The organism is Halorhodospira sp. M38 (assembly GCF_022227985.1).
Classification (GTDB): Bacteria; Pseudomonadota; Gammaproteobacteria; order Nitrococcales; family Halorhodospiraceae; genus Halorhodospira; species Halorhodospira halophila_A.
On record NZ_JAJNQP010000010.1, the window covers coordinates 23,580 to 47,660 of the forward strand.

The window sequence follows — 24,081 nt, forward strand, 5'->3', positions numbered from 1 at the left end:
CGGAAGGCGCCCGGAGCGCCCGACGGGGGGGCGAGCGATGAGCGTAGATCTGAGCCAGTTCCTGCAGACCTTCTTCGAGGAGAGCTTCGAGGGGCTGGACACCATGGAGTCGGGCCTGTTGGAACTCGACCCGGAGCGTCCGGATCCGGAGACCCTCAACAACGTCTTTCGTGCCGCGCACTCGATCAAGGGGGGTGCCGGGACCTTCGGCCTGACCGCCGTCTCCGACTTCACCCACCGCATGGAGACATTGCTCGACCGCCTGCGCGACGGTCAGCAGGCGGTCACACCGGACGCCGTGAACGTGCTGCTCAATGCAGTCGATTGCCTGCGCAGCATGCTCGCGGCGATCCAGAGCGATCAGGCGCTGGACGCCGATGCGATCAGCACCGCGCAGCGTCAGCTCGATGAGCAGCTGGGTCAGACCCCCACTGGTACGGCATCCGGGGCTTCCGGCCCCGCCGGGGATACGGGTGGTGATCGTGGCAGCGCGGGCGGCGGCGCAGACGCGACCCCGCCGTCCGGCGGTGGCGGGTGGTGGATCCGCTTCGAGCCGCAGCCGCACCTATTCGCTACCGGCAACGACCCGCGGCGCCTGTTTCTGGCGCTGCAGGATCTCGGCGAGCTCGAGGTCGAGTGCGACACCTCGGGGTTGCCGCCCTTCGAGCAGCTCGACCCGGAAACCTGTCAGCTGGCCTGGACGCTGCGCCTCTACGCCGACGTGACCGAGGCGGCGGTGCGCGAGGTCTTCGAGTGGGTCGAGGACGATGCCCGCCTCGAGATCCGTCCCCTTGAGGCTGCCGGGACGGAACCCGCCGCGGCGGCCGAGGGCGGCGCGGCCGCGGCTGTCGCCGCCGAGCCGGCCGCCGGCGCAGAGGCCGCGGCGCCGGCCGGTGGCGAGGGTCGCAAGTCGGCCGCACGCCGGGGCGGCGCGGGTGGGGGCGGGAGCAGCAGCTCCATCCGTGTCGACACCGAGAAGATCGACGCGCTCATCGACATGGTCGGCGAGCTGGTGATCACCCAATCGATGCTCAGCCAGATCGGCAAGGAGTTCACCGCCGAGCGTCTGGAAGAACTCCAGGACGGCCTCGCGCAGCTCGAGCGCAACACCCGCGAGCTGCAGGAGAACGTCATGCGCATCCGCATGGTGCCGATCAGCTTCGCCTACTCGCGGTTGCCGCGCATCGTCCACGACACCAGCCGTGCCCTGGGTAAGGCCGTCGATTTCCAGATGGAGGGCGAGCAGACCGAGCTGGACAAGACGGTGATGGAGAAGATCATCGATCCCCTGGTCCACTTGGTTCGCAACAGCGTCGACCACGGCATCGAGCTACCGGAGGAGCGCGCCGCCGCGGGCAAGCCGGAGACCGGCACCATCACCATCGAGGCGTACCACAAGGGCGGCAACATCATCATCGAGATCGCCGACGACGGTCGCGGTATCAACCGCGACAAGCTACTCGGCAAGGCCCGTGCCGCCGGCCTGGTGGAAGATGGCAGCGAGCTGGCCGACGAGCAGATCTACGACCTGATCTTCCACCCTGGGCTTTCCACCCACGACCAGGCCACCGAATACTCCGGCCGCGGCGTGGGTATGGACGTGGTCAAGCGCAACGTCCGCTCCCTTTCCGGCAACATCCATGTGCGCTCCACCCACGGCCAGGGGACGACGATCACCATCTCCCTGCCGCTGACGCTCTCCATCCTCGATGGGCAGCTCTTCCGGGTGGGGGATCAGACCTACATCATCCCGCTGGTCTCGGTCATCGAGTCGCTGCAGGTGGACGCCAGCAAGGTCAGCCGCGTGACCAGCCGCGGCGAGGTCTACCACTGGCGCGAGGGCTACGTGCCTATCGTCCGGCTGCACGAGCTCTTCGACACCGAGCCGGTGCGTCGTGAACTCGGAGGCGGGCTGATGGTGATCGTTGAGGACGAGGACACCTACCTCGGTGTCTTCGTCGACGACCTGCTCGATCAGCAGCAGGTGGTGATCAAGAGCCTGGAGGCCAATTACCTGCAGGTGCCCGGCATCGCCGGGGCGACCATCCTCGGCGACGGCACCGTGGCGCTGATCCTCGATATCGCCGGACTGATCGAGATGAGCCGCGGTGGCCGGCGTCAGCCCTACATCCCCGACCGGGAGGACAGCGATGAGGCCGCCTGAGCCCTTCGTGTCCGGGATCCCCCAGTTTCCAAGCGGAGAGCAGTCATGACTCAGGACAGCGAGCACGGAACCCTCGGAGACGACCGCAAGGCCGCCGCGCTCGGCAGCGGGGCGGATACCGTCGATGCCATGCAGGCGGCGGCCGACGGGGACCAGTACCTGACCTTCACGCTCGGGGAGGAGGAGTACGGTGTGGACATCCTGCGGGTGCAGGAGATCAAGGGCTGGCAGCGTGTCACTCCCATCCCCAACACGCCGCACTACGTCAAGGGCGTGATCAACCTGCGCGGCACCATCGTCCCGGTCATCGACCTGCGCGAACGCTTCGGCATGTCCGCCCAGGAGTACTCGAAGTTCACCGTGGTGGTGATGGTCCGCGTGGTTTCGGCGGGCGGTCGTGAGCGGATCATGGGGCTGGTGGTGGACGCCCTCTCCGAGGTCTACACGTTCCAGTCCGAGCAGATCCGGCCGGCCCCGGAGTTCGGCGCAGCGCTGCGCACCAATTTCCTCCGCGGGCTGGCCACGGTGGACGACAACAAGATGGTCATCATCCTCGATGTCGACGAGCTGCTCAGCGACGAGGATCTGGCCATCGCCGACGATCAGAGCCGGATCGCCGCGGTGGTTCGCGCGGACAGCGAAGGAGGCACGGAGCATGGCAACGACTGAAATGGGTGCCGGGGCGCCGCTGGAGACCGATCGCGACGCCCTCGAGCAGGCCGGCTGGCTGCCTCCGGAGCGCGTCGAGGAGCTGGTCGGGATCGTGGAGCAGATCGCGGAGGGCGATTACGCCAGCGTGCCCCCGGGGCAGTGTCGGGTCTCCGAGGCGTTGCACCGCCTCGCCGAGCAGCTCCTCGACCGGGATACCCGTCAGCTCTGCGAGACCGTGGAGTTGGCCGGCGAGGCGGCCGAGAGCCTGGTTGCGGCATCCGGGATGCGCATGACCATCCGCGAGACCAGCGAGCGTAGCCAGACCATCGCCTCCACCGCCGAGGAGCTGGCGGCCAGTGTGGACACCATCGCGGACAACAGCGCTGCGGTGGCGACCGAGACTGAGCGCGTGCAGGAGCTGGTGGATTCCGGCGACAAGGCCTCGCAGCAGACGGACCAGACCGTTCAGGAGATCGCCGGCCTGGCCGAGACTGCCTCGCAGCGGGTCAAGCAGCTGAACCAGGCCTCCAACGAGATCGGCTCGATCATCGAGCTGATCGAGGAGATCGCTTTCCAGACCAATATGCTCGCCCTCAACGCCTCGGTGGAGGCGGCGCGGGCCGGGCAGGCCGGCGCCGGCTTCTCGGTGGTCGCCCAGGAGGTGCGGCGGCTCGCGGACCAGACCAAGAGCGCCACGGTGGACATCGCCCAGCGCATCCGGACTCTTCGTGACGAAACCGAGGCCATCTCCGCCTCCGTCGAGGAGATGGGCGGTGCCGTCGAGCGGGGCCGCTCGGCCACGGGAGAGACGCGTGAGACCATGCAGCAGGTGGCCGAGCGCATGCGCGGGGTCACCGAGCACATCCACAACGTCTCCTCGGTGATCAACGAGCAGAAGGGCGCGGTGACCGACGTGGCCGAGTCGATCAGCGCGGTCACGGACCGGACCGAGCGCAACGTCACGGACGTGGAGCACACGCTGGAGGCCCTCGGCAAGTCCAACGCCATCCTCACCGAGCAGATCGGGCGTCAGGAGGAGCTCAATCTGCCGCGCTACTTCATCGAGCGCAGCAAGTTCGACCACGTGATGTGGAAGCGGCGCATCGCGGCGATGCTCGCCGGGCGTGAGGATGTCGATCACCGCGAGCTCACCGACCACCACGCTTGTCGCCTGGGCAAGTGGTACGACTCGGTGGAGGAGCCGTGGATCCGCAAGCTGCCCGCCTTCGTCGAGATCGAGACGCCGCACCGGGCGGTCCACGAGCACGGCAAGCAGGCCGCCAAGCTCTACAGCCAGGGCGAGGTGGACGCCGCGGCCGGTGAGCTGGAGCAGCTGGCCGACAACTCTCGCCAGGTCGTGGGTCTGCTCGAGCAGCTCGCCGATGAGATGGACCGGGCGCGTGGGGAGCGGAAATGAGCGCAGCCGGATCGCGCGTTACCTGCTTTCTGAACCAGAAAGGCGGGGTGGGCAAGACCACCTCCTCGGTGAACGTCGCCCACGCCCTGGCCCGGGCCGGGCGCGATGTGGTGGGTATCGACCTCGACCCCCAGGGCCACTTCGCCGCCAGCCTGGGGCTTGAGGGCCTCGATCCGGGGCTCGATGACGTCCTCTTCGATCAGGTGCCGCTGGCCGAGCGCCTGCAGCCCGCCCGGGAGAGGGTCCGTCTGGTGCCGCCGGGGCCGCGTCTGCCCGAGGTGGAGCAGATGGCCGGTGGGCGCGAGCGCGGCTGGCTGCTGCAGCGGGCCGTGGCGGGGCTCGACCCGTTCCCGGACTACGTGGTCATCGACTGCCCGCCCTCGTCGGGACTGCTGGCGATCAACGCGCTGCTCGCTACCGACGAGGTGGTGATGCCGGTCTCCTGCGACTACCTGGCCCTGGAGGGGCTGGCTGGGCTCATGCGCACCCTGATGCGGGTCGAGCGGGGGTTGGGTATCCACACCCGCAAGTACGTCCTGGTGACCCGCTACAACGGTCAGCGCCGCCTGCCCAAAGAGGTACTCGGCAAGCTCAAGGAGTACTTCCCGGGCCAGGTCCTGAAGACGGCGGTGCGCGACAACGTCGCCCTGGCCGAGGCACCCGGGTTCGGGCAGACGATCTTCGAGTACCGCCCCGAGAGCAACGGGGCAAAGGATTACCGGGCGCTGGCCGAGGACCTGGAACAACACCGGGTCTTTGAGCCGGCGGCCGAAGCGTAGAGGAGGAGCAGCCGTGGCGAAAAGCAGCGGATCGAGCGGCGGCGACAGGAAAAGTGGCGGCGAGAAGAAGCTCGGTCGCGATCCCCTGGCATGGATGAAGGACGACACGGAACAGCCGTCGGCACCCGAGGAGGCGTCAGCCGCCGGAGCGCCGACGGAGGCACAGGGCGAGGAGCCGGCCGCGGCGCCGGCGCACCAGCAGGTAGCGCAGACGCAGTCAGACAGCGGGGAGAGCACCATGGCGAGCAGCGACCAGAAAAGAACGATCACCGTCGACCGGGAGGAGTACATCGAGTACTACCGGGCCAAGAAGGCTATGCACACGGCGACCACGGCCTTCCTGATGACCAACCCGGACGGCACGATCCACTACGTCAACGAGCCGATGCAGGCCATGCTTGCGCGGCACGAGGCGCAGATCGTTGCGGTCAACCCCGGTTTCACCTCGCGGGACCTGGAGGATCGGCTCTCGCTCTTCGACCTGTTCCCGCAGCTGCGCTCGGTGGCCGGGCAGATGCAGCGGATCCGCGACGACGCCCTGCACCAGGAGCTGCACGTCGGCGAGCTGCGTTTCAACGTCTACATCACCGGCGAGGACGACGAGGAAGGCAACTTCCTCGGCAATACGCTGGAGTGGTTCGACATCACCGAGGACTGGCACCGGCGCGACAACGAGAAGAAGGCGCAGCGCGACGTCGAGGCGCTGATCGAGCGGATCCAGGCCGGTGAGCTCAGTCACCGGGTGGAGACCTCGGATATGTCCGAGGGGTTCATCCGGACCCTCAGCGAGGACATCAACATGGTCCTCGACGTTACGCAGGCCCCGGTGCGGGAGGTCATCCGGGTCATGGAACTGGTCTCCAAGGGGGACCTGACCCAGCAGATGCAGGGCGAGTTCAAGGGCGACTTCGGCCAGCTCCAGGACTGGGTCAACTCGACCATCGATGTGTTGCGCCGGACCGTGGACAGCGTGCGCGAGACCGCCAACGGCATCGCCAGCGCCTCCTCGGAAATCGCCCAGGGCAACCAGGATCTCTCCCAGCGGACCGAAGAGCAGGCCAGCTCCCTGGAGGAAACCGCCTCGAGCATCGAGGAGCTCACCTCGACGGTCAAGCAGACCGCCGACAACGCCCGTGAGTCCAATCAGCTCGCCACCTCGGCCCGTGAGCGGGCCGAGCGCGGACAGGAGATCTCCGGCCAAGTGGTCGAGGCCATGGGGGCGATCAAGCAATCGAGCCGCGAGATCTCGGACATCATCACGGTCATCGACGAGATCGCCTTCCAGACCAACCTGCTCGCCCTCAACGCCGCCGTGGAGGCGGCCCGCGCCGGCGAGCACGGGCGCGGCTTCGGGGTGGTGGCCGCCGAGGTGCGCAACCTGGCCCAGCGCAGTGCCACCGCGGCCAAGGACATCAAGAAGCTGATCAACGACAGCGGTGAGAAGGTTGAGGACGGCACCCGCCTGGTCAACGAGTCCAACGAGACCCTCAAGGAGATCCTCGAGGCGGTGCAGACGGTGACCGACAAGGTCGCCGAGATCTCCGCCGCCAGCGAGGAGCAGTCCTCGGGCATCGACGAGATCAACAAGGCGGTCAGCCAGCTCGACGAGGTCACCCAGCAGAACGCCGCCCTGGTGGAGGAGGCCGCCTCCGCGGCCGAGTCCCTGGACGAGCAGTCGGACAACCTTGTGGAACTGATGTCCTTCTTCGGCGGCGGCGAGGAGACCCCGAAAGGCGGTGGCGCCAAGACGAACCGCTCCGGCCACGCTGGCCAGAAGAGCGGGCAGGCGACGGGCCAGGCCAAGGGCCAGGCGGGCGGCGGCGCCCGGGCCGGGCAGAGTGGCTCGCGTACCGGCACCGGTGCCGGCGGACAGCGCACCAGCGGTTCCGGCGGGCAGCAGCGCACCAGCGGTACGAGTCAGCAACGCCGCAGCACGGCCGGCAACGGCGGGGGCCGGCGCACCGCGAGCACCGAGGTGAACGACGGCGAGTGGGAAGAGTTCTGAGGCGCGGTGGGAGGGCGATCGTGACGGGCAGCCAGGAGGGCGTCGGTGAGTGGTGAGCGTGAGTTCCGTTTTACGCGAGAGGACTTCGAGTGGATCCGCGAGACCGTGGGACGCGAGACCGGGATCCAGCTCAGCGACGCCAAGAGCGACATGGTCTACTCGCGCCTGGCGCGCCGCCTCCGGGCCCTCGGGCTGCGGGATTTCGCGAGCTACCGCAAGCTGCTGCTCGACGACCCCGAGCGCCAGGAGATGGCGCACTTCGTCAATGCCCTGACCACCAATCTCACGGCGTTCTTCCGCGAGGCGCACCACTTCGAGCACCTGGCCGGGGTGCTCGAGGCGTCCTCCGGCACCGTTCGCATCTGGTCGGCGGGCTGCTCAACCGGCGAGGAGGTCTACTCGGCGGCCATCGTGGCCCGGGAGGTCTTCGGCGATCGGGCTGCTGATCGGGTCCAGATCCTTGGCACGGATCTCGACAGCAACGTACTCGAACGCGGACGCCGCGCGGTCTACGATCAGAAGCGCGTCGACGGGCTGAGCCGGGAGCGCCTGCGCAGGCACTTTCTGCGCGGCAAGGGCAGCAAGGAGGGCATGGTCCGCGTCCGCCCGGAGGTGTGCCGGCTGGTCGAGTTCCAGCAGCTGAACCTTCTGCATGAGTGGCCGTTCCGGGAGCCGTTCGACATCGTCTTCTGTCGCAACGTGATCATCTACTTCAACAAGGAGATCCAGCGCCGGCTGTTCGACCGCATGGACCGAGCCATGGCCCCCCGGGGCTGGCTCTACATCGGGCATTCCGAGACCCTGTGGCGGGTCAGCGAGCGATTCGAATCCCATGGCCGCACCATCTACCGCAAGCAGGACTGAACTGCGCCGTGCTTCCTGGCGCAACCGCGGCGTGGAGCTGCCCGAGTGCCTGCCCGGTTTCGAGCACATCAACCGGTACTGGGACCCGCAGCATGAAGCCTTTGCGGCCAAGATCCTGCCCGGCGAGTTCTACGTGACCCGGGGCCCGGAGATGGTGGTCACCGTGCTCGGCTCCTGCGTCTCGGCGTGTATCCGCGATCGCCGCCGGGGCATCGGCGGGATGAACCATTTCATGCTGCCGATCCGAGGTGGCGACCCGCACCACTGGGAGGGTGATCCACTGAGCACCGCCACGCGCTACGGCAACCACGCCATGGAGCAGCTGATCAATCGCATCCTCGCCGCCGGGGGCAGTCGCGATGAGCTGGAGGTCAAGCTCTTCGGCGGCGGCCGGGTCATGGCGGGGATGACCGACGTCGGCCAGCGGAACATCGAGTTCGCCCTGGAATACGTCCGTACCGAGCAGCTCCGCGTGATCGCGCAGGATCTCGGCGGGGAGTACCCGCGCAAGGTGCAGTACTATCCCGAGAGTGGTCGGGCCCGTTCCAAGAAGCTGATGAGCACGCGCAACGATACCGTGGTCCGGCGCGAGGAGCACTACCTCCACGAGATCGACGAGCGCCCCGTGTCCGGCGACGTGGATCTGTTCTAACGGGGGGCGCATGATCCGGGTACTGATTGTTGATGACTCCGCCCTCATCCGCCGGATGCTCACCGAGCTGTTCGCCGGTGTCGACGACATCGAGGTGGTGGGCACGGCGCGGGATCCCTACGACGCCCGCGAGAAGATCAAGCAGCTCAACCCCGACGTCCTGACCCTGGATGTCGAGATGCCGCGCATGGACGGCATCACCTTCCTGCGCAACCTGATGCGGTTGCGCCCGATGCCGGTGGTCATGGTCTCTTCGCTGACCGAGGAGGGCGCCGAGGAGACCCTTGAGGCGTTGGCACTTGGCGCCGTCGACTTCGTAACCAAGCCGCGCACCGATGTCAGCCACACCTTGGACGCGTATGCCGAGGAGATCATTGCCAAGGTGCGTACCGCCGCGCGGGCCCGGGTGCGGCCGGGGCACAGCCAGCCCCGGGGTGCCGCGCCGCAGCCGCATCAGCGCACCACGGACAAGGTGGTGGCGATCGGTGCCTCCACCGGTGGTACGCTGGCGGTGCAGCGGCTGCTCGAGGTGATGCCGCCCAACGCGCCGGCCACGGTGATTACCCAGCACATGCCGCCCGGCTTCTCGGCGGCCTTTGCCGAACGGCTCGATCACATCTGCGCCGTCTCGGTCCACGAGGCGCGAGACGGCCAGCGTGTGCTCCCGGGGCACACCTACATCGCCCCCGGTGGCTACCACCTTGAACTCCATCGCGACGGCAGCAAGTACATCTGCCGGATCACCGAGGACGAACTGGTCAATCGTCACCGGCCCTCGGTGGACGTTCTGTTCGACTCGGTGGCCCGGGCGGCCCGGAGCAACGCCGTGGGCGTTCTGCTCACCGGCATGGGCAGTGACGGGGCCGCCGGACTGGGGCGCATGCAGGCCGCCGGGGCCGTTACCATCGCCCAGGATGAGGCGAGCAGTGTCGTCTGGGGGATGCCGGGCGCCGCCGTCAAGGCCGGCCACGCGGATCAGGTCCTGCCGCTGGAGCGGATCGCCGAGGCGATCCTGGCGGCGGTGGCGCCGCCCTCCCACCCCACCCAGGAGAGGTGACTATGGTCGAGGTTGCCGAGGATCGCGACGGCGAGTCCATCGTCTACCACCCGAAGACGGCGTGGCTGCGCCACTACGGTGCGCCTTCCGCGCTAACCGTGGCAGCCATGGCGATCGCCTACGCCTGGCCGGCCACGGGGCCGCTGGCGGTGCTGCTCGGCGCCAGCGGTTGGGCCGTTGTCGGCTACCTGCGCCGACGCGAGACGGGCTGGAACGAGGCGACGGATACCGTGGAGGATCTGGAGGACGCCCTGCGCGATCTGCTCTACGATATCGACGACAGCCTCAACGCCGAGTTCCGGACCGTGAACAGCGACCTGGAGCAGATCCGCGGGCTGGTCGGCGATGCCGTGCAGTCGCTGAACCAGAGCTTCAACGGTATGGATCAGGCCACCGACGAGCAGGAGCGCCTTGCCCGGGCCGTGATCGAGCAGACCGGCGGGGACACCGCGGTGGAGCAGTTCGGTATCTCCGAGTTTGTCCGCGAGACCGAGAGCTTCCTGAACAACTACGTCGACATGATCGTCGACATGAGCCGGCGCAGCGTGAAGACCGTCGAGCGCATCGACGACATGGTCGCGCAGATGGGGCGGATCCACGAGCTGCTTGCCGACCTCAAAGGGATCGCCAGCCAGACCGACCTGCTCGCCCTCAATGCCAGCATCGAGGCGGCCCGGGCCGGGGAGTCCGGTCGCGGCTTCGCGGTGGTCGCCGAGGAGGTGCGCAAGCTCTCCGAGAAGGCGAATCAGTTCAACGAGCAGATCGGCGAGGAGGTCAAGACGATCACCAAGCTGGTGGAGGAAGCCCGCACCGAGGTCGGCGAGATGGCCTCCAACGACATGAATGTGACCCTCTCCACCAAGGACCAGATCTCGGAGATGATGAAGAGCCTGCAGGATGTGGATCAGCAGGTGGAGCAGCAGGTCACGCGCATTTCCCAGGTCAGCGGGCAGATCGATCAGCATGTGGCCGACGCCGTTCGCGCGCTCCAGTTCGAGGATATTGTGACGCAGCTGGTGGATGGCTCGCGCGCCGGCGTTGAGGGGCTGGATGACTACCTCGACGGGGTACGCAATGTCCTTCAGGCCATCGCTGCCGACGACGTCCACGGCAGCCAGTACGCAGCACGCCTTCGGGAGGCCCGCGAGCGGCTGGCCCAGCAGCGCCAGGAGCGTGAGGCGGCGCGGGCGAACCAGCGCAAGGTCGAGCAGCAGTCCATGGATCACGGCGACGTGGAGCTCTTCTGAGCCCCGCGGCGCCCCGCGAATTCGACACCGACAGCAAAGCAGGAGCGTAACGATGGGCATCCGAACCGAGCGCGAGGACGAGGGGCAAACCCTCGTCATGGCGATCCAGGGTTTCTTCGACTTCAGCCTGCACAAGGATTTTCGCCAGGCCTACAAGGGGGAGGAGGGCGTCCGTCGCTACGTGATCGACCTCTCTGAGACCGAATACATGGACAGCTCCGCCCTCGGCATGTTGCTGCTGCTGCGGGAGTCGGCCAGCGATCAGGGCGCCGAGGTGGTGCTGCGCAACTGCTCCCGCGAGGTGCGCAAGATCCTCGAGATCGCCAACTTCCAGCGCCTGTTCACCATCCAGGAGTAGGCCGCGTGGACGGCGCCGGGGGCGGGGAAACGGGGGGCACCATGGACAGGCTGGCCGAACAGGCGCTGCCCACTTTTCTGGTGGTTGATGACGAGCCGGTGAACACCATGCTCCTCGAGGCGATCCTCGGGGCGCGGGGCTTTCACGTGATTACGGCGGCCGATGGCGAGGAGGCGGTGGCCCGCTTCCGCGAGCAGCCGGTGGACATGATCCTCATGGACATCATGATGCCGCGGATGGACGGCTATCAGGCCACCCGGCAGATCAAGGCCATGGATACCGGGGGGTTCATCCCGGTGCTCTTCGTTACCGCCCTGACCGATGAGCAGCGGCTGGCGCAGTGTGTCGAGGCCGGCGGCGATGACTTCGTCACCAAGCCCATCAGCCGGGTGCAGCTCAACGCCAAGATCGACTCCTGGCTGCGCACCCGGGCCCTCTACCACACTGTCGTCACCCAGCGCGACGCGCTGCGCAGCCACCAGGAGCGGCTCGAGCGCGAGCAGGAGACCGCCGAGCGCATCGTCGCCCGGGCTACGGCCTCCAGTGACCTGCAGGCGCCGGGGGTGCGCTACCACTATCAGCCGGCGGCTATCCTCAGTGGCGATATCCTGCTGGCCGCCCGCCGGCCCAACGGCAATCTGCTGATCCTTATCGGGGACTTCACCGGCCACGGGATCGGCGCGGCGGTCGGTGTGCCCGGGCTGGCGGCGGTCTTCTACGACCGGGTCGGGCGGGGGGCACACCCCGCCGAGTTGCTCGACGACGTCAACGAGAAGCTCTTCCGGAGCCTGCCGGCGGATATGTTCCTCACCGCGGCGCTGCTGGAGGTGGACTGCCACAATCGCCGGCTCGGCGTGTGGAACGCCGGCATGCCGCCGGTTTGGGTCCTGCGCGGCGGTGAGGTGGTGCAGCGCTTCCCGTCGGTGGACCTGCCCCTGGGGGTGATCCGCGATACCGCGCCGGGGCGCCGGCAGCTGGCCTACCTGGAACTGACCTCCGGGCTCCACGCCTACGCCTGCTCGGACGGCATCGTTGAGGCCACCGATGCCGGCGGGCGGCTCTTCGGCAACGAGCGCATCGAGGCAGCGCTTTGCAGTGGGGATCCCGCTGCCGGATTCGACGCCTTGCTGGAAGCTGTCGGAGCCTTCCGGGCCGGGGACGAGCAGGGCGACGATACCACCCTGGTCTCCGTGGACTTGGACCGGCTGCTGGCCGAGGGGGCGATGGGCGGCTACGGGGCGGCCGCCGCCGAGAACTGGTACAGCGAGTTGGTCCTGGACGCCGCGACCCTGGCCCACGTCAATCCGGTGCCGCCGATCATGAATCTGCTCGCCGAACTCGGGGCGCTGGAGGAGGACCGGCAGAGCCTCTACGTGGTCATCGCCGAGCTCTTCACCAACGCCCTGGAGCACGGCGTGCTCGGGCTCGACTCGGCGCTCAAGAGAGACCCGGATGGCTTCGAGGCCTATTACCAGCAGCGCGCCAGGGCGCTGGAGGCGCTGGAAGAGGGCGAGATCCGCCTGCGCGTGCAGTGCGACGCCGCCGACGGCAGCGGATACGGGATCGAGATCGAGGTGGAGGATTCCGGCGAGGGGTTCGACTACCGGCGCATTCTGGAAGGCGGCGCCGGCCACGGGGCGCCCATCGGTGCGGGCCGGGGCATCCTGCTGGTGCGCTCACTGTGTGACGAACTGAGCTACTTCCCGCCCGGCAACCGGGTGCGAGTGCGGTATACGCCGGGGGGCCGCCCGCGCCCCTCGCGGCCCGATTCGTAGTAGCATCGGGCGCCATGCGCTTGCGTCTTCCCCAACCCTCGGTGCGCTGGTGGCCGGGGTATCGCCCCTTCCTGCTCGCGCTGCTGCTGCTCAGCGGCCTGGCGGTGGCCGTGTGGGGGCCCTGGGATGCCGAGGACGTTGTCGCCTGGGGCGAGCTCCTGGTCGAACGTCCCTGGTTGCTGCTGGTGGTCGTCGTGCTGCAGGCGGCGCTGTTCACCCTGGCGTTGCCGGGCAGCCTCTTCCTGTGGGCTGTAGCGCCGTTCTATCCCCCGTGGATGTCCACGCTCACGCTGGTGGCGGGCAGTACCCTGGGCGCCCTGGGGGCGTACGGGGTGGCGTGGTTGCTGGGCCGTGATGCGGTGCCGGCGGACAGCCGCTGGATCCGGGTGCTCCGGGGCAACAGCGATTTCCTCAGCCAGTGCGCCATCCGGGCCCTGCCCGGCTTTCCGCACCCGCCGCTGAACTACGGGGCCGGCTGGCTGGGGTTGCCGTTGAAGACCTTCGTCGTCGCCACGGTGGTTGGGCTGGGGATCAAGTGGGGGGTCTTCTCGCTGGCGATCTACAGCGCGGTCGAGGCAGCCGCCCGGGGCGGGGAGATCGATACCCGGGCCGTGGTGGTCCTGCTCGGGGTGGCCGTGCTGTTCGTCGCGGGGGCCTTCCTGCGGCGACGCCTGACCGGGCGCGGGAAGGACGCCTGAATACGCGGCGCCGCGGGTTGATCAGACTGCTCGATGCCCGAGCGGCCATAACGGCTATAGTGTCCCCCGGGCGGGCTCCCGATAGCGGCGGGCGGAGACAACCCAGAATCCGCGGGATTGATGCCGTGCCCCTCGGCCCCCCATGATGGATCTGTACGCCCTGGCACAAAGCGCAGGGACGTCACGACCGCGCGAAGGAAAGGAGAGATCCTGATGGCCTATCAACTCCCCGATCTGCCCTACGACTACGGCGATCTGGAGCGCTCCATCGACGCCCAGACGATGGAAATCCACCACACCAAGCACCACAACACCTACGTTACCAAGCTCAACGATGCCGTCTCGGGGACGGAGCACGAGGGGCAGCGGCTGGAGGATCTGCTTGCGCGCGTCTCGAGCCTGCCTCTGGCGATCCGCAACAACGGGGGCGGACACTGGAACCACGACCTGTTCTGGCGGGTGATGTCGCCCAATGGCGGCGGCAAGCCGTCGGGGGATCTGGCCACGGCCATCGACTCGGCCTTCGGCTCCTTCGATCAGTTCCGCGAGCAGTTCACCCAAGCCGCGCTAGGGCGTTTCGGCTCCGGCTGGGCGTGGCTGATCCAGACCTCGCGAGGGCTGGAGATCACCGATACCCCCAATCAGGACAACCCGCTCATGGACGTGGCGCCCAAACAGGGTACGCCGCTGCTCGGCCTGGATGTCTGGGAGCACGCCTACTACCTGCGCTACCAGAACCGGCGGCCGGACTACGTCGAGGCGTGGTGGGATGTCGTGAACTGGGATGAGGTCGCCTCGCGGTTCCAGGCGACGTAATGCTCTTGAGGGGGGCAGGGGTAGGGGGTAGCGTTCGCGACCTGCCAGGCGGTGCGTGATGCCCCGGGACTCCGTCCCTGATTCCCAGAGCTTGCAGTGGGCAGGCCCCCTCGCCCGTCTCGGCGGGCGAGGGGTCTTGACGGGCGGTTCGCCTCAGTCCTCGGGGTCGTAGCCGAGGTTCGGCCCCAGCCAGCGTTCCGCCTCCTTGCGGGACATCCCCTTACGCTTGGCGTAATCCTCCACCTGGTCCTGGAAGATCTTCCCGACGCCGAAGTACTTGGCCTCCGGGTGGCCGAAGTACCAACCGGACACGGCAGCGGTGGGGACCATGGCCTTGGACTCGGTCAGGCTCAGGCCGATGTTCTCCTCGACGTTAAGGATCTCCCAGAGGCGGTCCTTCTCGGTGTGGTCGGGGCAGGCCGGATAGCCCGGTGCCGGGCGGATGCCCTGGTACCGCTCCTTGATCATGTCCTCGTTGGACAGGTTCTCGTCGGCGGCGTAGCCCCAGAACTCCTTGCGCACCCGCTCGTGCAGGCGCTCAGCGAACGCCTCGGCCAGGCGGTCGGCCAGGGCCTTGAGCATGATGGCGCTGTAGTCGTCACCGGCGGCCTCGAAGCGCTGGATGTGCTCGTCGATGCCGATCCCGGCGGTGACCGCGAAGGCGCCCATCCAGTCCGGCACGCCGCTTTCCTTGGGCGCGATGAAGTCGGCCAGGGACTGGTGCGGCTTGCCCTCACCCTTCTCGGTTTGCTGGCGCAGATGACAGAGCGTGGCCAGCACCTCGCTGCGTGCCTCGTCGGCGTAAACCTCGGTATCCTCGCCGGTGCTGTTCGCCGGGAAGAGGCCGAACACCGCGCGGGCGGTCAGCCACTTCTCGTCGATGATCCGCCGCAGCATCGCCTGGGCGTCGTCGAAGAGCTTGCGCGCCTCCTCGCCCTGCTTCTCGTCATCGAGGATCTTCGGATACTGGCCCCGCATCTGCCAGGCGGCGAAGAACGGCGTCCAGTCGATCCGCTCGACCAGATCCTCCAGCGGGTAGTCGTCCAGTACCTGGACTCCCGGCTTCTCGGGCTCCTGAGGCCGGTGGGTCGACCAGTCGATGGGCGTGGCGTTCTTCTTGGCCTGCTCGAAGGAGACCCACTTGGTCTTCTGCTGCCGGGCCTCGTGCTGTTCGCGCACCTGTTGATACTCAGCGGCCAGCTCCTGCTTGTACGGCTCGGCCTGGGTTTCGCTGACCAGCTTGGAGGCCACGCCAACGGCGCGCGATGCGTCCTTGACGTAGATGCTGGGCGCCGAGTAGTTGGGCGCGATCTTCACGGCGGTGTGCACCCGTGAGGTGGTGGCACCGCCGATGAGCAGCGGGCAGGTGAAGCCCTGGCGCTCCATCTCCTGGGCCACGCCGATCATCTCGTCGAGCGACGGCGTGATCAGCCCGGAGAGGCCGATGATGTCGGCGTTGACCTCCTTGGCCTTCTGCAGGATGGTCTCAGTGGGGACCATGACGCCGATGTCGTGGACCTCGAAGTTGTTGCACTGCAGGACCACCGCCACGATGTTCTTGCCGATGTCGTGGACGTCGCCCTTGACGGTGGCGATCAGCACCCGGCCGGCGGGCTCATCGTCACCGGACTTCTCGGCCTCGATGTAGGGAAGGAGGTGGCTCACCGCCTGCTTCATCACGCGGGCGGACTTGACCACCTGGGGCAGGAACATCTTGCCCTCGCCGAAGAGGTCGCCGACGGTGTTCATACCGTCCATCAGCGGTCCCTCGATCACCTGGATCGGGCGCTCGTGCCGCTGCCGCGCCTCCTCGACGTCCACGTCGATGTAGTCGGTGATGCCCTTGATCAGGGCGTGCTCGAGGCGCTTCTCCACCGGCTCCTCGCGCCAGGAGAGGTCCTCCTCCTTCTTCTTGCCGCCCTGGCCCTTGTAGCGGTCGGCCAGCTCCAGCAGGCGGTCCGTGGCGTCGTCGCGGCGGTTGAGGATGACGTCCTCGCAGAGCTCGCGCAGCTCCTTGTCGATCTCGTCGTAGACCTCGATCTGGCCGGCGTTGACGATGGCCATGTCCAGTCCCGCCTTGATGGCGTGGTAGAGGAAGACCGAGTGCATGGCCTCGCGGACCGGCTCGTTGCCGCGGAACGAGAAGGAGAGGTTGGAGAGGCCGCCGGAGATCTTGGCGTGGGGCAGGTTCTCCTTGACCCAGCGGGTCGCCTCGATGAAGTCGACGGCGTAGTTGTTGTGCTCCTCGATGCCGGTGGCGACGGCGAAGATGTTCAGGTCGAAGACGATGTCCGCGGGCTCGAAGCCGTCATTGACCAGCGTGTTGTACGCCCGCTCGGCGATCTCCAGGCGCCGCTCGTAGGTGTCGGCCTGCCCCTTCTCGTCGAAGCACATGACCACGGCGGCGGCGCCGTAGCGCTTGAGCTTGCGGGCCTGCTGCAAGAAGGCTTCCTCGCCCTCCTTGAGGGAAATGGAGTTGACCAGGCCCTTGCCCTGGATGCGCTTGAGTCCCTCCTCCATGATGTCCCACTTCGAGGAGTCGATCATGATCGGCACCCGGGAGATGTCCGGTTCGGACCCGACCAGGTTGAGGAAGTCGATCATCGCATCCTTGGAGTCGAGCATGCCCTCGTCCATGTTGATGTCGATGATCTGGGCGCCGTTCTCCACCTGCTCCTTGGCCACCTCCAGGGCGGTCTCGTAATCGCCCTCCTTGATCAGGCGGCGGAAGCGGGCCGAGCCGGTGACGTTGGCGCGCTCGCCGATGTTCACGAACAGCGAGTCGTTGCCGATGTTGCACGGCTCGAGCCCGGACAGGCGCATGACGTCGGGCGCCGCTTCCGGTACCTGACGCGGGGCGAAATCCTTGACCTGCTCGCGGATGGCGGCGATGTGCGCCGGCGATGTGCCGCAGCAGCCGCCGATGATGTTGATCAGCCCCTCCTCGGCGAAGGTGCGCACGATCTTCGCCATCTCCTCGGGGCTTTGGTCGTACTCGCCGAACTCGTTGGGCAGGCCCGCGTTGGGGTGCGTCGAGATGTGCGTGTCGGCGATCTTCGACAGTTCCTGCAGGTGCGGGCGCAGGTCCTCGGCGCCGAGGGCGCAGTTCAGGCCGACGGAGATCGGCCGGGCGTGGCGCACCGAGTTCCAGAAGGCCGCCGCGGTCTGGCCCGACAGGGTCCGGCCGGAAGCGTCGGTAATGGTGCCGGAGATCATCACCGGCAGGCGCCGGCCCGATTCCTCAAAGACCTCCTCGAGGGCGTAGATGGCCGCCTTGGCGTTGAGGGTGTCGAAGACTGTCTCGATCAGGATTAGATCGGCGCCGCCTTCGAGGAGGCCCCGGGCCTGCTGCGCGTAGGCTTCGAACAGCTGGTCGAAGGTGATGTCGCGATAGCCGGGATTGTTGACGTCCGGGGAGATGGAGGCCGTCTTGCCGGTCGGGCCCATGGTGCCGGCGACGAAACGCGGGATGCCGGTCTCCTGCTCGACTTCGTCGCAGACGGCGCGGGCGAGCCGGGCCGCCTCGATGTTCAGCTCGTCGACCAGATGCTCGGCGCCGTAGTCGGCCTGGGAGAGAACCTGGGAGTTGAACGTGTTGGTCTCGACGATGTCCACACCGGCGTCGAGGTTCTGCCGCGTGATGTCGCGGATGATATCGGGCCGGGTGAGGACCAGCAGGTCGTTGTTGCCCTTGAGTTCCGAGGGGTGATCAGTGAAACGCTCGCCGCGGAAGTCGGCCTCCTCGAGCGGGTACTTCTGGATCTCGGTGCCCATCCCGCAGTCGAGGATCAGGATGCGCTGGGCGAGCTGGTCGCGAAGCTGTTGGCTACGATCGGTCATGGTCTAACGGTTCGCTCTGTGGCTCACGGGTTCTTCAGGCGCCCGCGCGCTATGCCGCCGCGAGGCTGCAGCCCGGATACGGCTTGCGTGGGAAGACGGAGAAGAGGGCGCGCACTCGCGCGGCCCGGCGCGGGGATGGGTGCCTGGTTGGATAATCGTTATCACGCCAGTATCTCAACCGCCGCCGCGGATTTCAACGTCGCCGCGGCGGAGGCCGTCCGCCAGGGCGCCGAGGCATAAGCTTAGCGCCGCCGGTTGCTTGATTCCCCGCAATGGCGATGCCACTTTTAATGAGCGCACGCGCGCCCGCGAGCCGGTAACGGCGGGGGCGCCCGATCCGGAACGTGGCAAAGGAGTCATCCGCGGTGAAACTTGAGACCCAGGCCGTCCATGCCGGCTACACCCCCGATCCGACCACCCGGGCGGTGGCGGTGCCCATCTACCAGACCACCTCCTACGCCTTCGATGACACGCAGCACGGGGCGGATCTCTTCGACCTGAAGGTGGAAGGGAACATCTACACGCGGATCATGAATCCGACCAACGCCGTGCTCGAGCAGCGGGTGGCGGCCATGGAAGGGGGCATCGGCGGCCTGGCGGTGGCCTCCGGCATGGCGGCGATCACCTACGCCATCCAGGCGATTACCCGCGCCGGCGATAACATCGTCTCCACCTCGCGGCTCTACGGCGGTACGTACAACCTCTTCGCCCACTCGTTGCCCATCCACGGCATCGAGGTGCGCTTCGCCGCCCAGGACGATTACGAGCGGATGGAGGCGCAGATCGACGAGCGGACGAAGGCGCTGTTCTGCGAGAGCGTCGGCAACCCCTCCGGTGAAGTGGTCGATGTCGAGCGGCTGGCCGAGATCGCCCACCGCCACGGCATCCCGCTGATGGTCGACAATACCGTGCCGACGCCCTACCTGTGGCGGCCCATCGATAACGGGGCGGATATCGTCATCCACTCCCTGACCAAGTACATGGGCGGTCACGGCACTACGGTGGGCGGGGTGATCGTCGACTCCGGCCGCTTCCCCTGGGCTAAGCACGGCGACCGGTTCCCGATGATGGTCGAGCCGGACCCCTCCTACCACGGCGTCGTCTACACCGAGGACATGGGCGAGGCGGCTTACATCACCCGCTGCCGGGTGGTGCCGCTGCGCAATATGGGTGCGGCGCTGTCGCCGTTCAACGCCTTCCAGCTGCTGCAGGGGATCGAGACCCTGCCGGTGCGCATGGACCGGCACTGCGAAAATGCCCAGCGCGTGGCCGAGTACCTGCAGTCCCATCCGCGGGTGAGCTGGGTGAAGTTCGCCGGCCTGGAGGACAGCCCGTACAAGCCGCTGGCCGATCGCTACATGGGCGGACGGGCGGCCAGCATCCTGAGCTTCGGGGTGAAGGGCGGCTTCGAGGCGGGGGCGCAGTTCATCGATGCGCTGCAGCTGATCACCCGGCTGGTGAACATCGGCGATGCCAAATCCCTGGCCTGCCATCCGGCCAGTACCACCCACCGCCAGCTCAATGAGGAGGAGCTGGAGAGCGCCGGGGTGTCGCGGGATCTGGTCCGGCTGTCCATCGGCCTGGAGCACGTCGACGACATCCTCGCCGACATCGATCAGGCCTTGAAACAGTAGTCAGCGTTCAGCGGATCGGGCTCAGAAGGAGGGTTTCAGGGGCAGGCTCCTGGTTGTAGCGGGGCTGGTGGCAGCGAGGCCCGCCGCCACCAGCCTGTCGCCAGATCCCTCAGCCCGTACCCAGACGCTTGTACTTGATGCGGTGGGGCTGGGCGGCCTCCTCGCCGAGGCGCTTCTTGCGGTCCGCCTCGTAGTCCTGGTAATTGCCCTCGATGAAGACCGTCCGGCTCTCACCCTCGAAGGCCAGGATGTGGGTGGCGATCCGGTCCAGGAACCAGCGGTCGTGGGAGATCACCAGGGCGCAGCCGGGGAAGGTGAGCAGCGCATCCTCGAGGGCCCGCAGGGTCTCCACGTCCAGATCGTTGGTCGGCTCGTCGAGGAGCAGGGTGTTGCCGCCGCTCTGCAGCAGCTTGGCCAGGTGCACCCGGTTGCGCTCGCCGCCGGAGAGGTCGCCGACGCGCTTTTGCTGCTCGGAGCCGCGGAAGTTGAACTTGCCCACGTAGGCCCGGGATGGGGTCTCGTAGTTGCCCACCCGGATGTAGTCGTGGCCGCCGGAGATCTCCTGCCAGACGGTGTTCTCCGGGTTGAGCGCGTCCCGGCTCTGGTCCACGTAGGCGAGCTCCACCGTATCGCCGACCTCGATGGAGCCGGCGTCGGGCTGCTCCTCGCCGGTGATCATGCGGAACAGCGTGGTCTTGCCGGCGCCGTTGGGGCCGACCAGGCCGACGATGGCCCCCGGCGGGATGATGCAGCTCAGGTCCTCGTAAAGCAGCTCGCCGCGGAAGGCCTTCTGCACCCCGTCGGCGATGATCACCTTGTCGCCCAGGCGCGGCCCCGGCGGGATGTAGAGCTGCTGGGTCTCGTTGCGCTTCTGGAACTCCTGGGACTGCAGCTCCTCGAACTGCTTGATGCGCGCCTTGTTCTTGGCCTGGCGGCCCTTGGGGTTCTGCTGGACCCACTCACGCTCCTGCTGGATCGCCTTGCGCTGGGCCTGCTCCTCGCGGGCCTCCTGCTGTAACCGCTTCTCCTTGTACTCGAGCCACGCGGAGTAGTTGCCCTGAAAGGGGATGCCCTCGCCGCGGTCGAGCTCGAGGATCCAGCCGGCCACGTTGTCCAGGAAGTAGCGGTCGTGGGTCACCGCCACCACGGTGCCGGGGAACTCGTGGAGGAAGCGCTCCAGCCACGCCACGCTCTCGGCGTCCAAGTGGTTGGTGGGCTCATCGAGCAGAAGCATGTCCGGCGCCGAGAGCAGCAGCTTGCACAGGGCCACCCGGCGGCGCTCGCCACCGGAGAGATTGGCCACGGAGGCGTCCCAAGGCGGCAGGCGCAGGGCGTCGGCCGCCTGCTCCAGCTTGCGATCCAGGTCCCAGGCGCCGGCGGCCTCGATCTGGTCCTGCAGCTTGGATTGCTCGGCGATCAGGGCGTCGAAGTCGGCTTCCGGATCGGCGAACTGCGCGGAGACCTCGTTGAAGCGATCCACCAGGGCCTTGGTCTCGGCTACGCCTTCCTCGACGTTGCCGCGCACGTCCTTGTCGTCATTGAGCCTCGGTTCCTGGGGCAGGTAGCCGATCTTGATGCCAGGCTGCGGCCGCGCCTCGCCGTCGAACTCCTGATCCTCGCCGGCCATGATGCGCAGCAGGCTCGACTTGCCCGCCCCGTTGAGCCCGAGAACGCCGATCTTGGCGCCCGGGAAGAAGGACAGCGAGATGTCCTTGAGGATCTGTCGTTTGGGGGGTACCACCTTGGATACCCGGTTCATGGTAAAGACGTACTGGGCCATAGCTCCGCCGCGTTAACGAACAGGGGTGGATGATCCGTAGGGTTACGGTCGCGATACCCCTGATTCTACCGCGTGATGGGCGGGTGGGCATCCGTTGACCATCCCTGGGTCTGGCTCCTCGGTCCGTGCGGGGGGGGGCCAGGCTCGACGCCGAGGGCCTGCCGCTGGCGGCCGTGCCTGGCGGGGCCGCCAGCGGTGCTCCGGTGCGGGCATGCAGCCGGTCAGGGAGGGTCCCGGGGCGCCAGGCGCACCAGCAGTGCCTCGAGATCGGACCGGCGGGCCGGCTTGGTGAGGAATTCGTCGCAACCGGCCTCGAAGCCCTGCTGCTCCACCTCGCTGCGCGCGTGGGCTGTGAAAAGGGCGATCGGGACCGGGGGCGCGTCCCGGCCCTCGGCCTCCTCGTCGCGGATTGCCCGCGTCAGCCGCAGGCCGTCGAGACCGGGCATCTGCAGGTCGAGCAGGAGGAGGTCGAAGGGGTGTTGGCGCCAGGTGCGCAGCGCGCTCGCGCCGTCCTCGACTACGGTGACCCGGGCCTCCATCCGTTCCAGAAGGGTCTGCGCCAGCATGGCGTTGGTCGGTTCGTCCTCGGCGACCAGGATGCGTAGACCGGGCGGGGGGCGCTCCGTCGTCTCTGTCGGCGGGCGCTGCGCCCGGGAGGCGCGCCGGTCGTCCAGCACCTCCAGCGGGGTGGTCAGGGTGAAGGTCGATCCCCGGCCTTCGACGCTGTGCAGGTGGAGGTCGCCGCCGATCATCTGCGCGACTTCCCGGGTAATGGCCAGCCCGAGCCCGTGCCCCGGTTGCTCGCCTTCGTAGTCGCCCCGATCGAAGGCCGCGAAAACTTGGTCTCGCGTCGCCGCGGGAATGCCGGGGCCGGTGTCCTCGATGGCAAAGGCCAGCTGTTCGCCCTCGGGGCGGGCCGTCACGGTGACCCCGCCGGCCGTGGTGTACTTGACGGCGTTATCGATGAGGTTGGAGAGCGCCTGTTCCAGTCGCGTCCGGTCGCCCCGCACCCAGCGCGGGAGCCCGGCATCGACTCGGCAGATCAGATCGATGCCCTTCGCTCGCGCGGTCGGCCGATAAAGGGCGCATTGCCCCTCGATCAGCGAGGGGAGGTCCAGCGGTTCGGTATGCGCCTGCAGGCGGCCACTCTGCAGCTGGCTGAGCTCCAGCAGCGAGTCGATCAGCCCGTGCAGTCGTTCGCCGCCGCGCTGGCAGTATTCGGCGTAGCGCCTGCGCTCCTCCGCCGTGAGGTCCGTCTCGGCGAGCAGCTGGGAGAACCCCATCAGCGCGTTCAGCGGGGTGCGCAGATCGTGGCTGATGGCGTTCAGGAAGTCGCTCTTGGCGCGCAGGGCCTGCTCCAGCTGCTGCTCCACCCACTTCTGATCGCTGATGTCGAAGGTCACGCTCAGGGTGGCGATGAGGTTGTTGTTGCTATCGGTGATCGGGTGGACCGAGAAGACCGCCGGGAAGGTGGTGCCGTCGCTGCGCAGCAGCTCCATCTCGCGGCGCACCGGGGTGGAATCGTGGCGGAGGTGCTCGATGATGGCCTCCGGGTGGAAGCGGTCCTCGGGGAGGTGGACCAGCGAGACCGGCCGGCCGACCAACTCGTGGCGGGCATACCCGAAGAGCGCCTCGGTGCCGGTGCTCGTCTCCTCGATGATCCCCTCCAGGTCCGTCTTGATCAGGCTGACCGAGGTGGCCGCCTGGAAGATGGCTTCGAGCTCGCGCTGCCGGTGCTCCAGCTGCCGGCGCAGCCGCTGCTCGTTCTCGCGGTGACGCAGCTCCAGCTGCGCGATGAGCAGATCGGCCAGATCCTCCAGCGGGATCAGCTCCTCCTTGCTGATCGTGCGCGGTTCGCGGTCCTGGATGCAGAGGACCCCGACGGGTTGCCCGGCGGGCGTGACCAGTGGGGCACCCGCGTAGAAGCGGATGCCGGGAGGGCCGGTGACGAGCGGATTGTCGTGGAAGCGCGGATCGGTGCGCGCGTCCTCGACCACCAGCAGCCCCCCTTCCGCGATGACGTGACCGCAGAACGAGATGGAGCGGGGGGTTTCGCAGTCTTCTAGGCCGCGGGCCGACTTGAACCACTGCCGGTCGCGGTCGACGAAGGAGACCGCGGCGATGGGTACGTCGTAGATTCGGCAGAGGGTGCGGACACAGCGATCGAAGGCCGCCTCGGCCTCGGTGTCGAGGATGCGGTAGCTGTACAGTGCCGCCAGCCGGATGTGTTCGTCATCGGGAATCGGGGCGGACTTCATGGCGCCTCCCTGGTGCGGCCGGTTCGGCTTGGACGGGTTGCACGGGCCGATACGGCTTCCAGGCCCCGGGTCCAGTTCTGCTCAGC

Annotated in this window: 17 protein-coding genes; 14 read left to right on the plus strand and 3 right to left on the minus strand. The window is 67.7% G+C overall.

All coding sequences use genetic code 11. The annotated features are described in order from the left end of the window. Window positions 1-37: 37 nt before the first annotated feature. The 13 genes from LRA98_RS07675 (at window position 38) to LRA98_RS07735 (ending at window position 14,483) form a co-directional block, all read left to right on the plus strand. Window positions 38-2,164, plus strand: a complete 2,127-nt coding sequence (locus tag LRA98_RS07675; protein WP_238633508.1) for a chemotaxis protein CheA — start codon at window positions 38-40, stop codon at window positions 2,162-2,164. A 129-nt stretch (window positions 2,165-2,293) separates the two neighbouring features. After that, window positions 2,294-2,833: a chemotaxis protein CheW gene (locus LRA98_RS07680; RefSeq protein WP_201172849.1), complete on the plus strand. Its 540-nt coding sequence runs from the start codon at window positions 2,294-2,296 to the stop codon at window positions 2,831-2,833. Beyond that, window positions 2,820-4,232 (plus strand): methyl-accepting chemotaxis protein, encoded by a 1,413-nt coding sequence (locus tag LRA98_RS07685; protein WP_238633509.1) that lies wholly within the window; start codon window positions 2,820-2,822, stop codon window positions 4,230-4,232. Before LRA98_RS07680 ends, LRA98_RS07685 begins: the two co-directional genes overlap by 14 nt. Continuing rightward, entirely contained in the window at window positions 4,229-5,011 is a 783-nt protein-coding gene (locus LRA98_RS07690; protein WP_238633510.1) for a ParA family protein, read from the plus strand. Before LRA98_RS07685 ends, LRA98_RS07690 begins: the two co-directional genes overlap by 4 nt. Before the next feature lie 13 nt (window positions 5,012-5,024). Beyond that, window positions 5,025-7,016 (plus strand): methyl-accepting chemotaxis protein, encoded by a 1,992-nt coding sequence (locus tag LRA98_RS13165; protein ID WP_238633511.1) that lies wholly within the window; start codon window positions 5,025-5,027, stop codon window positions 7,014-7,016. Between the two features lie 45 nt (window positions 7,017-7,061). Beyond that, window positions 7,062-7,880, plus strand: a complete 819-nt coding sequence (locus tag LRA98_RS07700) for a CheR family methyltransferase (protein ID WP_201172820.1) — start codon at window positions 7,062-7,064, stop codon at window positions 7,878-7,880. Continuing rightward, a complete protein-coding gene (gene cheD / locus LRA98_RS07705) occupies window positions 7,849-8,532 on the plus strand; it encodes a chemoreceptor glutamine deamidase CheD (protein WP_201172818.1) in 684 nt (227 codons plus the stop codon). The genes LRA98_RS07700 and cheD overlap by 32 nt, the downstream gene beginning before the upstream one ends. Before the next feature lie 10 nt (window positions 8,533-8,542). Continuing rightward, on the plus strand, window positions 8,543-9,589 hold the full coding sequence (locus tag LRA98_RS07710) for a protein-glutamate methylesterase/protein-glutamine glutaminase (RefSeq protein WP_201242334.1): 1,047 nt from the start codon (window positions 8,543-8,545) through the stop codon (window positions 9,587-9,589). Between the two features lie 2 nt (window positions 9,590-9,591). Continuing rightward, on the plus strand, window positions 9,592-10,836 hold the full coding sequence (locus LRA98_RS07715; RefSeq protein WP_238633512.1) for a methyl-accepting chemotaxis protein: 1,245 nt from the start codon (window positions 9,592-9,594) through the stop codon (window positions 10,834-10,836). Window positions 10,837-10,888: 52 nt separating this feature from the next. Further along, a complete protein-coding gene (locus LRA98_RS07720; protein WP_201172810.1) occupies window positions 10,889-11,194 on the plus strand; it encodes an STAS domain-containing protein in 306 nt (101 codons plus the stop codon). 41 nt (window positions 11,195-11,235) lie between these two features. Next, window positions 11,236-12,969: an ATP-binding SpoIIE family protein phosphatase gene (locus tag LRA98_RS07725; protein WP_238633513.1), complete on the plus strand. Its 1,734-nt coding sequence runs from the start codon at window positions 11,236-11,238 to the stop codon at window positions 12,967-12,969. A 20-nt stretch (window positions 12,970-12,989) separates the two neighbouring features. Further along, window positions 12,990-13,667 (plus strand): TVP38/TMEM64 family protein, encoded by a 678-nt coding sequence (locus tag LRA98_RS07730; RefSeq protein WP_238640829.1) that lies wholly within the window; start codon window positions 12,990-12,992, stop codon window positions 13,665-13,667. Between the two features lie 213 nt (window positions 13,668-13,880). Further along, the gene (locus LRA98_RS07735; RefSeq protein WP_201172804.1) at window positions 13,881-14,483 is read left to right on the plus strand and encodes a superoxide dismutase; all 603 of its coding nucleotides are present in this window, start codon (window positions 13,881-13,883) and stop codon (window positions 14,481-14,483) included. A 153-nt stretch (window positions 14,484-14,636) separates the two neighbouring features. Here the strand turns inward: LRA98_RS07735 and metH are convergent, their stop codons facing one another. Then, complete coding sequence (metH, locus tag LRA98_RS07740) at window positions 14,637-18,323, minus strand: methionine synthase (protein WP_201242337.1); 3,687 nt, start codon at window positions 18,321-18,323, stop codon at window positions 14,637-14,639. Between the two features lie 365 nt (window positions 18,324-18,688). Here metH and LRA98_RS07745 point away from each other — a divergent pair, with 365 nt between their 5' ends. After that, complete coding sequence (locus LRA98_RS07745; RefSeq protein ID WP_238633515.1) at window positions 18,689-19,957, plus strand: O-acetylhomoserine aminocarboxypropyltransferase/cysteine synthase family protein; 1,269 nt, start codon at window positions 18,689-18,691, stop codon at window positions 19,955-19,957. Between the two features lie 109 nt (window positions 19,958-20,066). Here the strand turns inward: LRA98_RS07745 and ettA are convergent, their stop codons facing one another. Next, window positions 20,067-21,737, minus strand: a complete 1,671-nt coding sequence (gene ettA / locus LRA98_RS07750) for an energy-dependent translational throttle protein EttA (protein ID WP_201172781.1) — start codon at window positions 21,735-21,737, stop codon at window positions 20,067-20,069. A 221-nt stretch (window positions 21,738-21,958) separates the two neighbouring features. Then, window positions 21,959-23,995, minus strand: a complete 2,037-nt coding sequence (locus tag LRA98_RS07755; protein WP_238633516.1) for a hybrid sensor histidine kinase/response regulator — start codon at window positions 23,993-23,995, stop codon at window positions 21,959-21,961. Between the last annotated feature and the right edge of the window lie 86 nt (window positions 23,996-24,081).

What these genes read in the sequence shown, in the direction of transcription:
- LRA98_RS07675 (WP_238633508.1), top strand. Translation starts at nt 38, where the DNA reads ATGAGCGTAGATCTGAGCCAGTTCCTGCAGACCTTCTTCGAGGAGAGC.
- LRA98_RS07680 (WP_201172849.1), top strand. Translation starts at nt 2,294, where the DNA reads ATGCAGGCGGCGGCCGACGGGGACCAGTACCTGACCTTCACGCTCGGG.
- LRA98_RS07685 (WP_238633509.1), top strand. Translation starts at nt 2,820, where the DNA reads ATGGCAACGACTGAAATGGGTGCCGGGGCGCCGCTGGAGACCGATCGC.
- LRA98_RS07690 (WP_238633510.1), top strand. Translation starts at nt 4,229, where the DNA reads ATGAGCGCAGCCGGATCGCGCGTTACCTGCTTTCTGAACCAGAAAGGC.
- cheD (WP_201172818.1), top strand. Translation starts at nt 7,849, where the DNA reads ATGGCCGCACCATCTACCGCAAGCAGGACTGAACTGCGCCGTGCTTCC.
- LRA98_RS07710 (WP_201242334.1), top strand. Translation starts at nt 8,543, where the DNA reads ATGATCCGGGTACTGATTGTTGATGACTCCGCCCTCATCCGCCGGATG.
- LRA98_RS07715 (WP_238633512.1), top strand. Translation starts at nt 9,592, where the DNA reads ATGGTCGAGGTTGCCGAGGATCGCGACGGCGAGTCCATCGTCTACCAC.
- LRA98_RS07720 (WP_201172810.1), top strand. Translation starts at nt 10,889, where the DNA reads ATGGGCATCCGAACCGAGCGCGAGGACGAGGGGCAAACCCTCGTCATG.
- LRA98_RS07725 (WP_238633513.1), top strand. Translation starts at nt 11,236, where the DNA reads ATGGACAGGCTGGCCGAACAGGCGCTGCCCACTTTTCTGGTGGTTGAT.
- LRA98_RS07735 (WP_201172804.1), top strand. Translation starts at nt 13,881, where the DNA reads ATGGCCTATCAACTCCCCGATCTGCCCTACGACTACGGCGATCTGGAG.
- metH (WP_201242337.1), bottom strand. Translation starts at nt 18,323, where the DNA reads ATGACCGATCGTAGCCAACAGCTTCGCGACCAGCTCGCCCAGCGCATC.
- ettA (WP_201172781.1), bottom strand. Translation starts at nt 21,737, where the DNA reads ATGGCCCAGTACGTCTTTACCATGAACCGGGTATCCAAGGTGGTACCC.
- LRA98_RS07755 (WP_238633516.1), bottom strand. Translation starts at nt 23,995, where the DNA reads ATGAAGTCCGCCCCGATTCCCGATGACGAACACATCCGGCTGGCGGCA.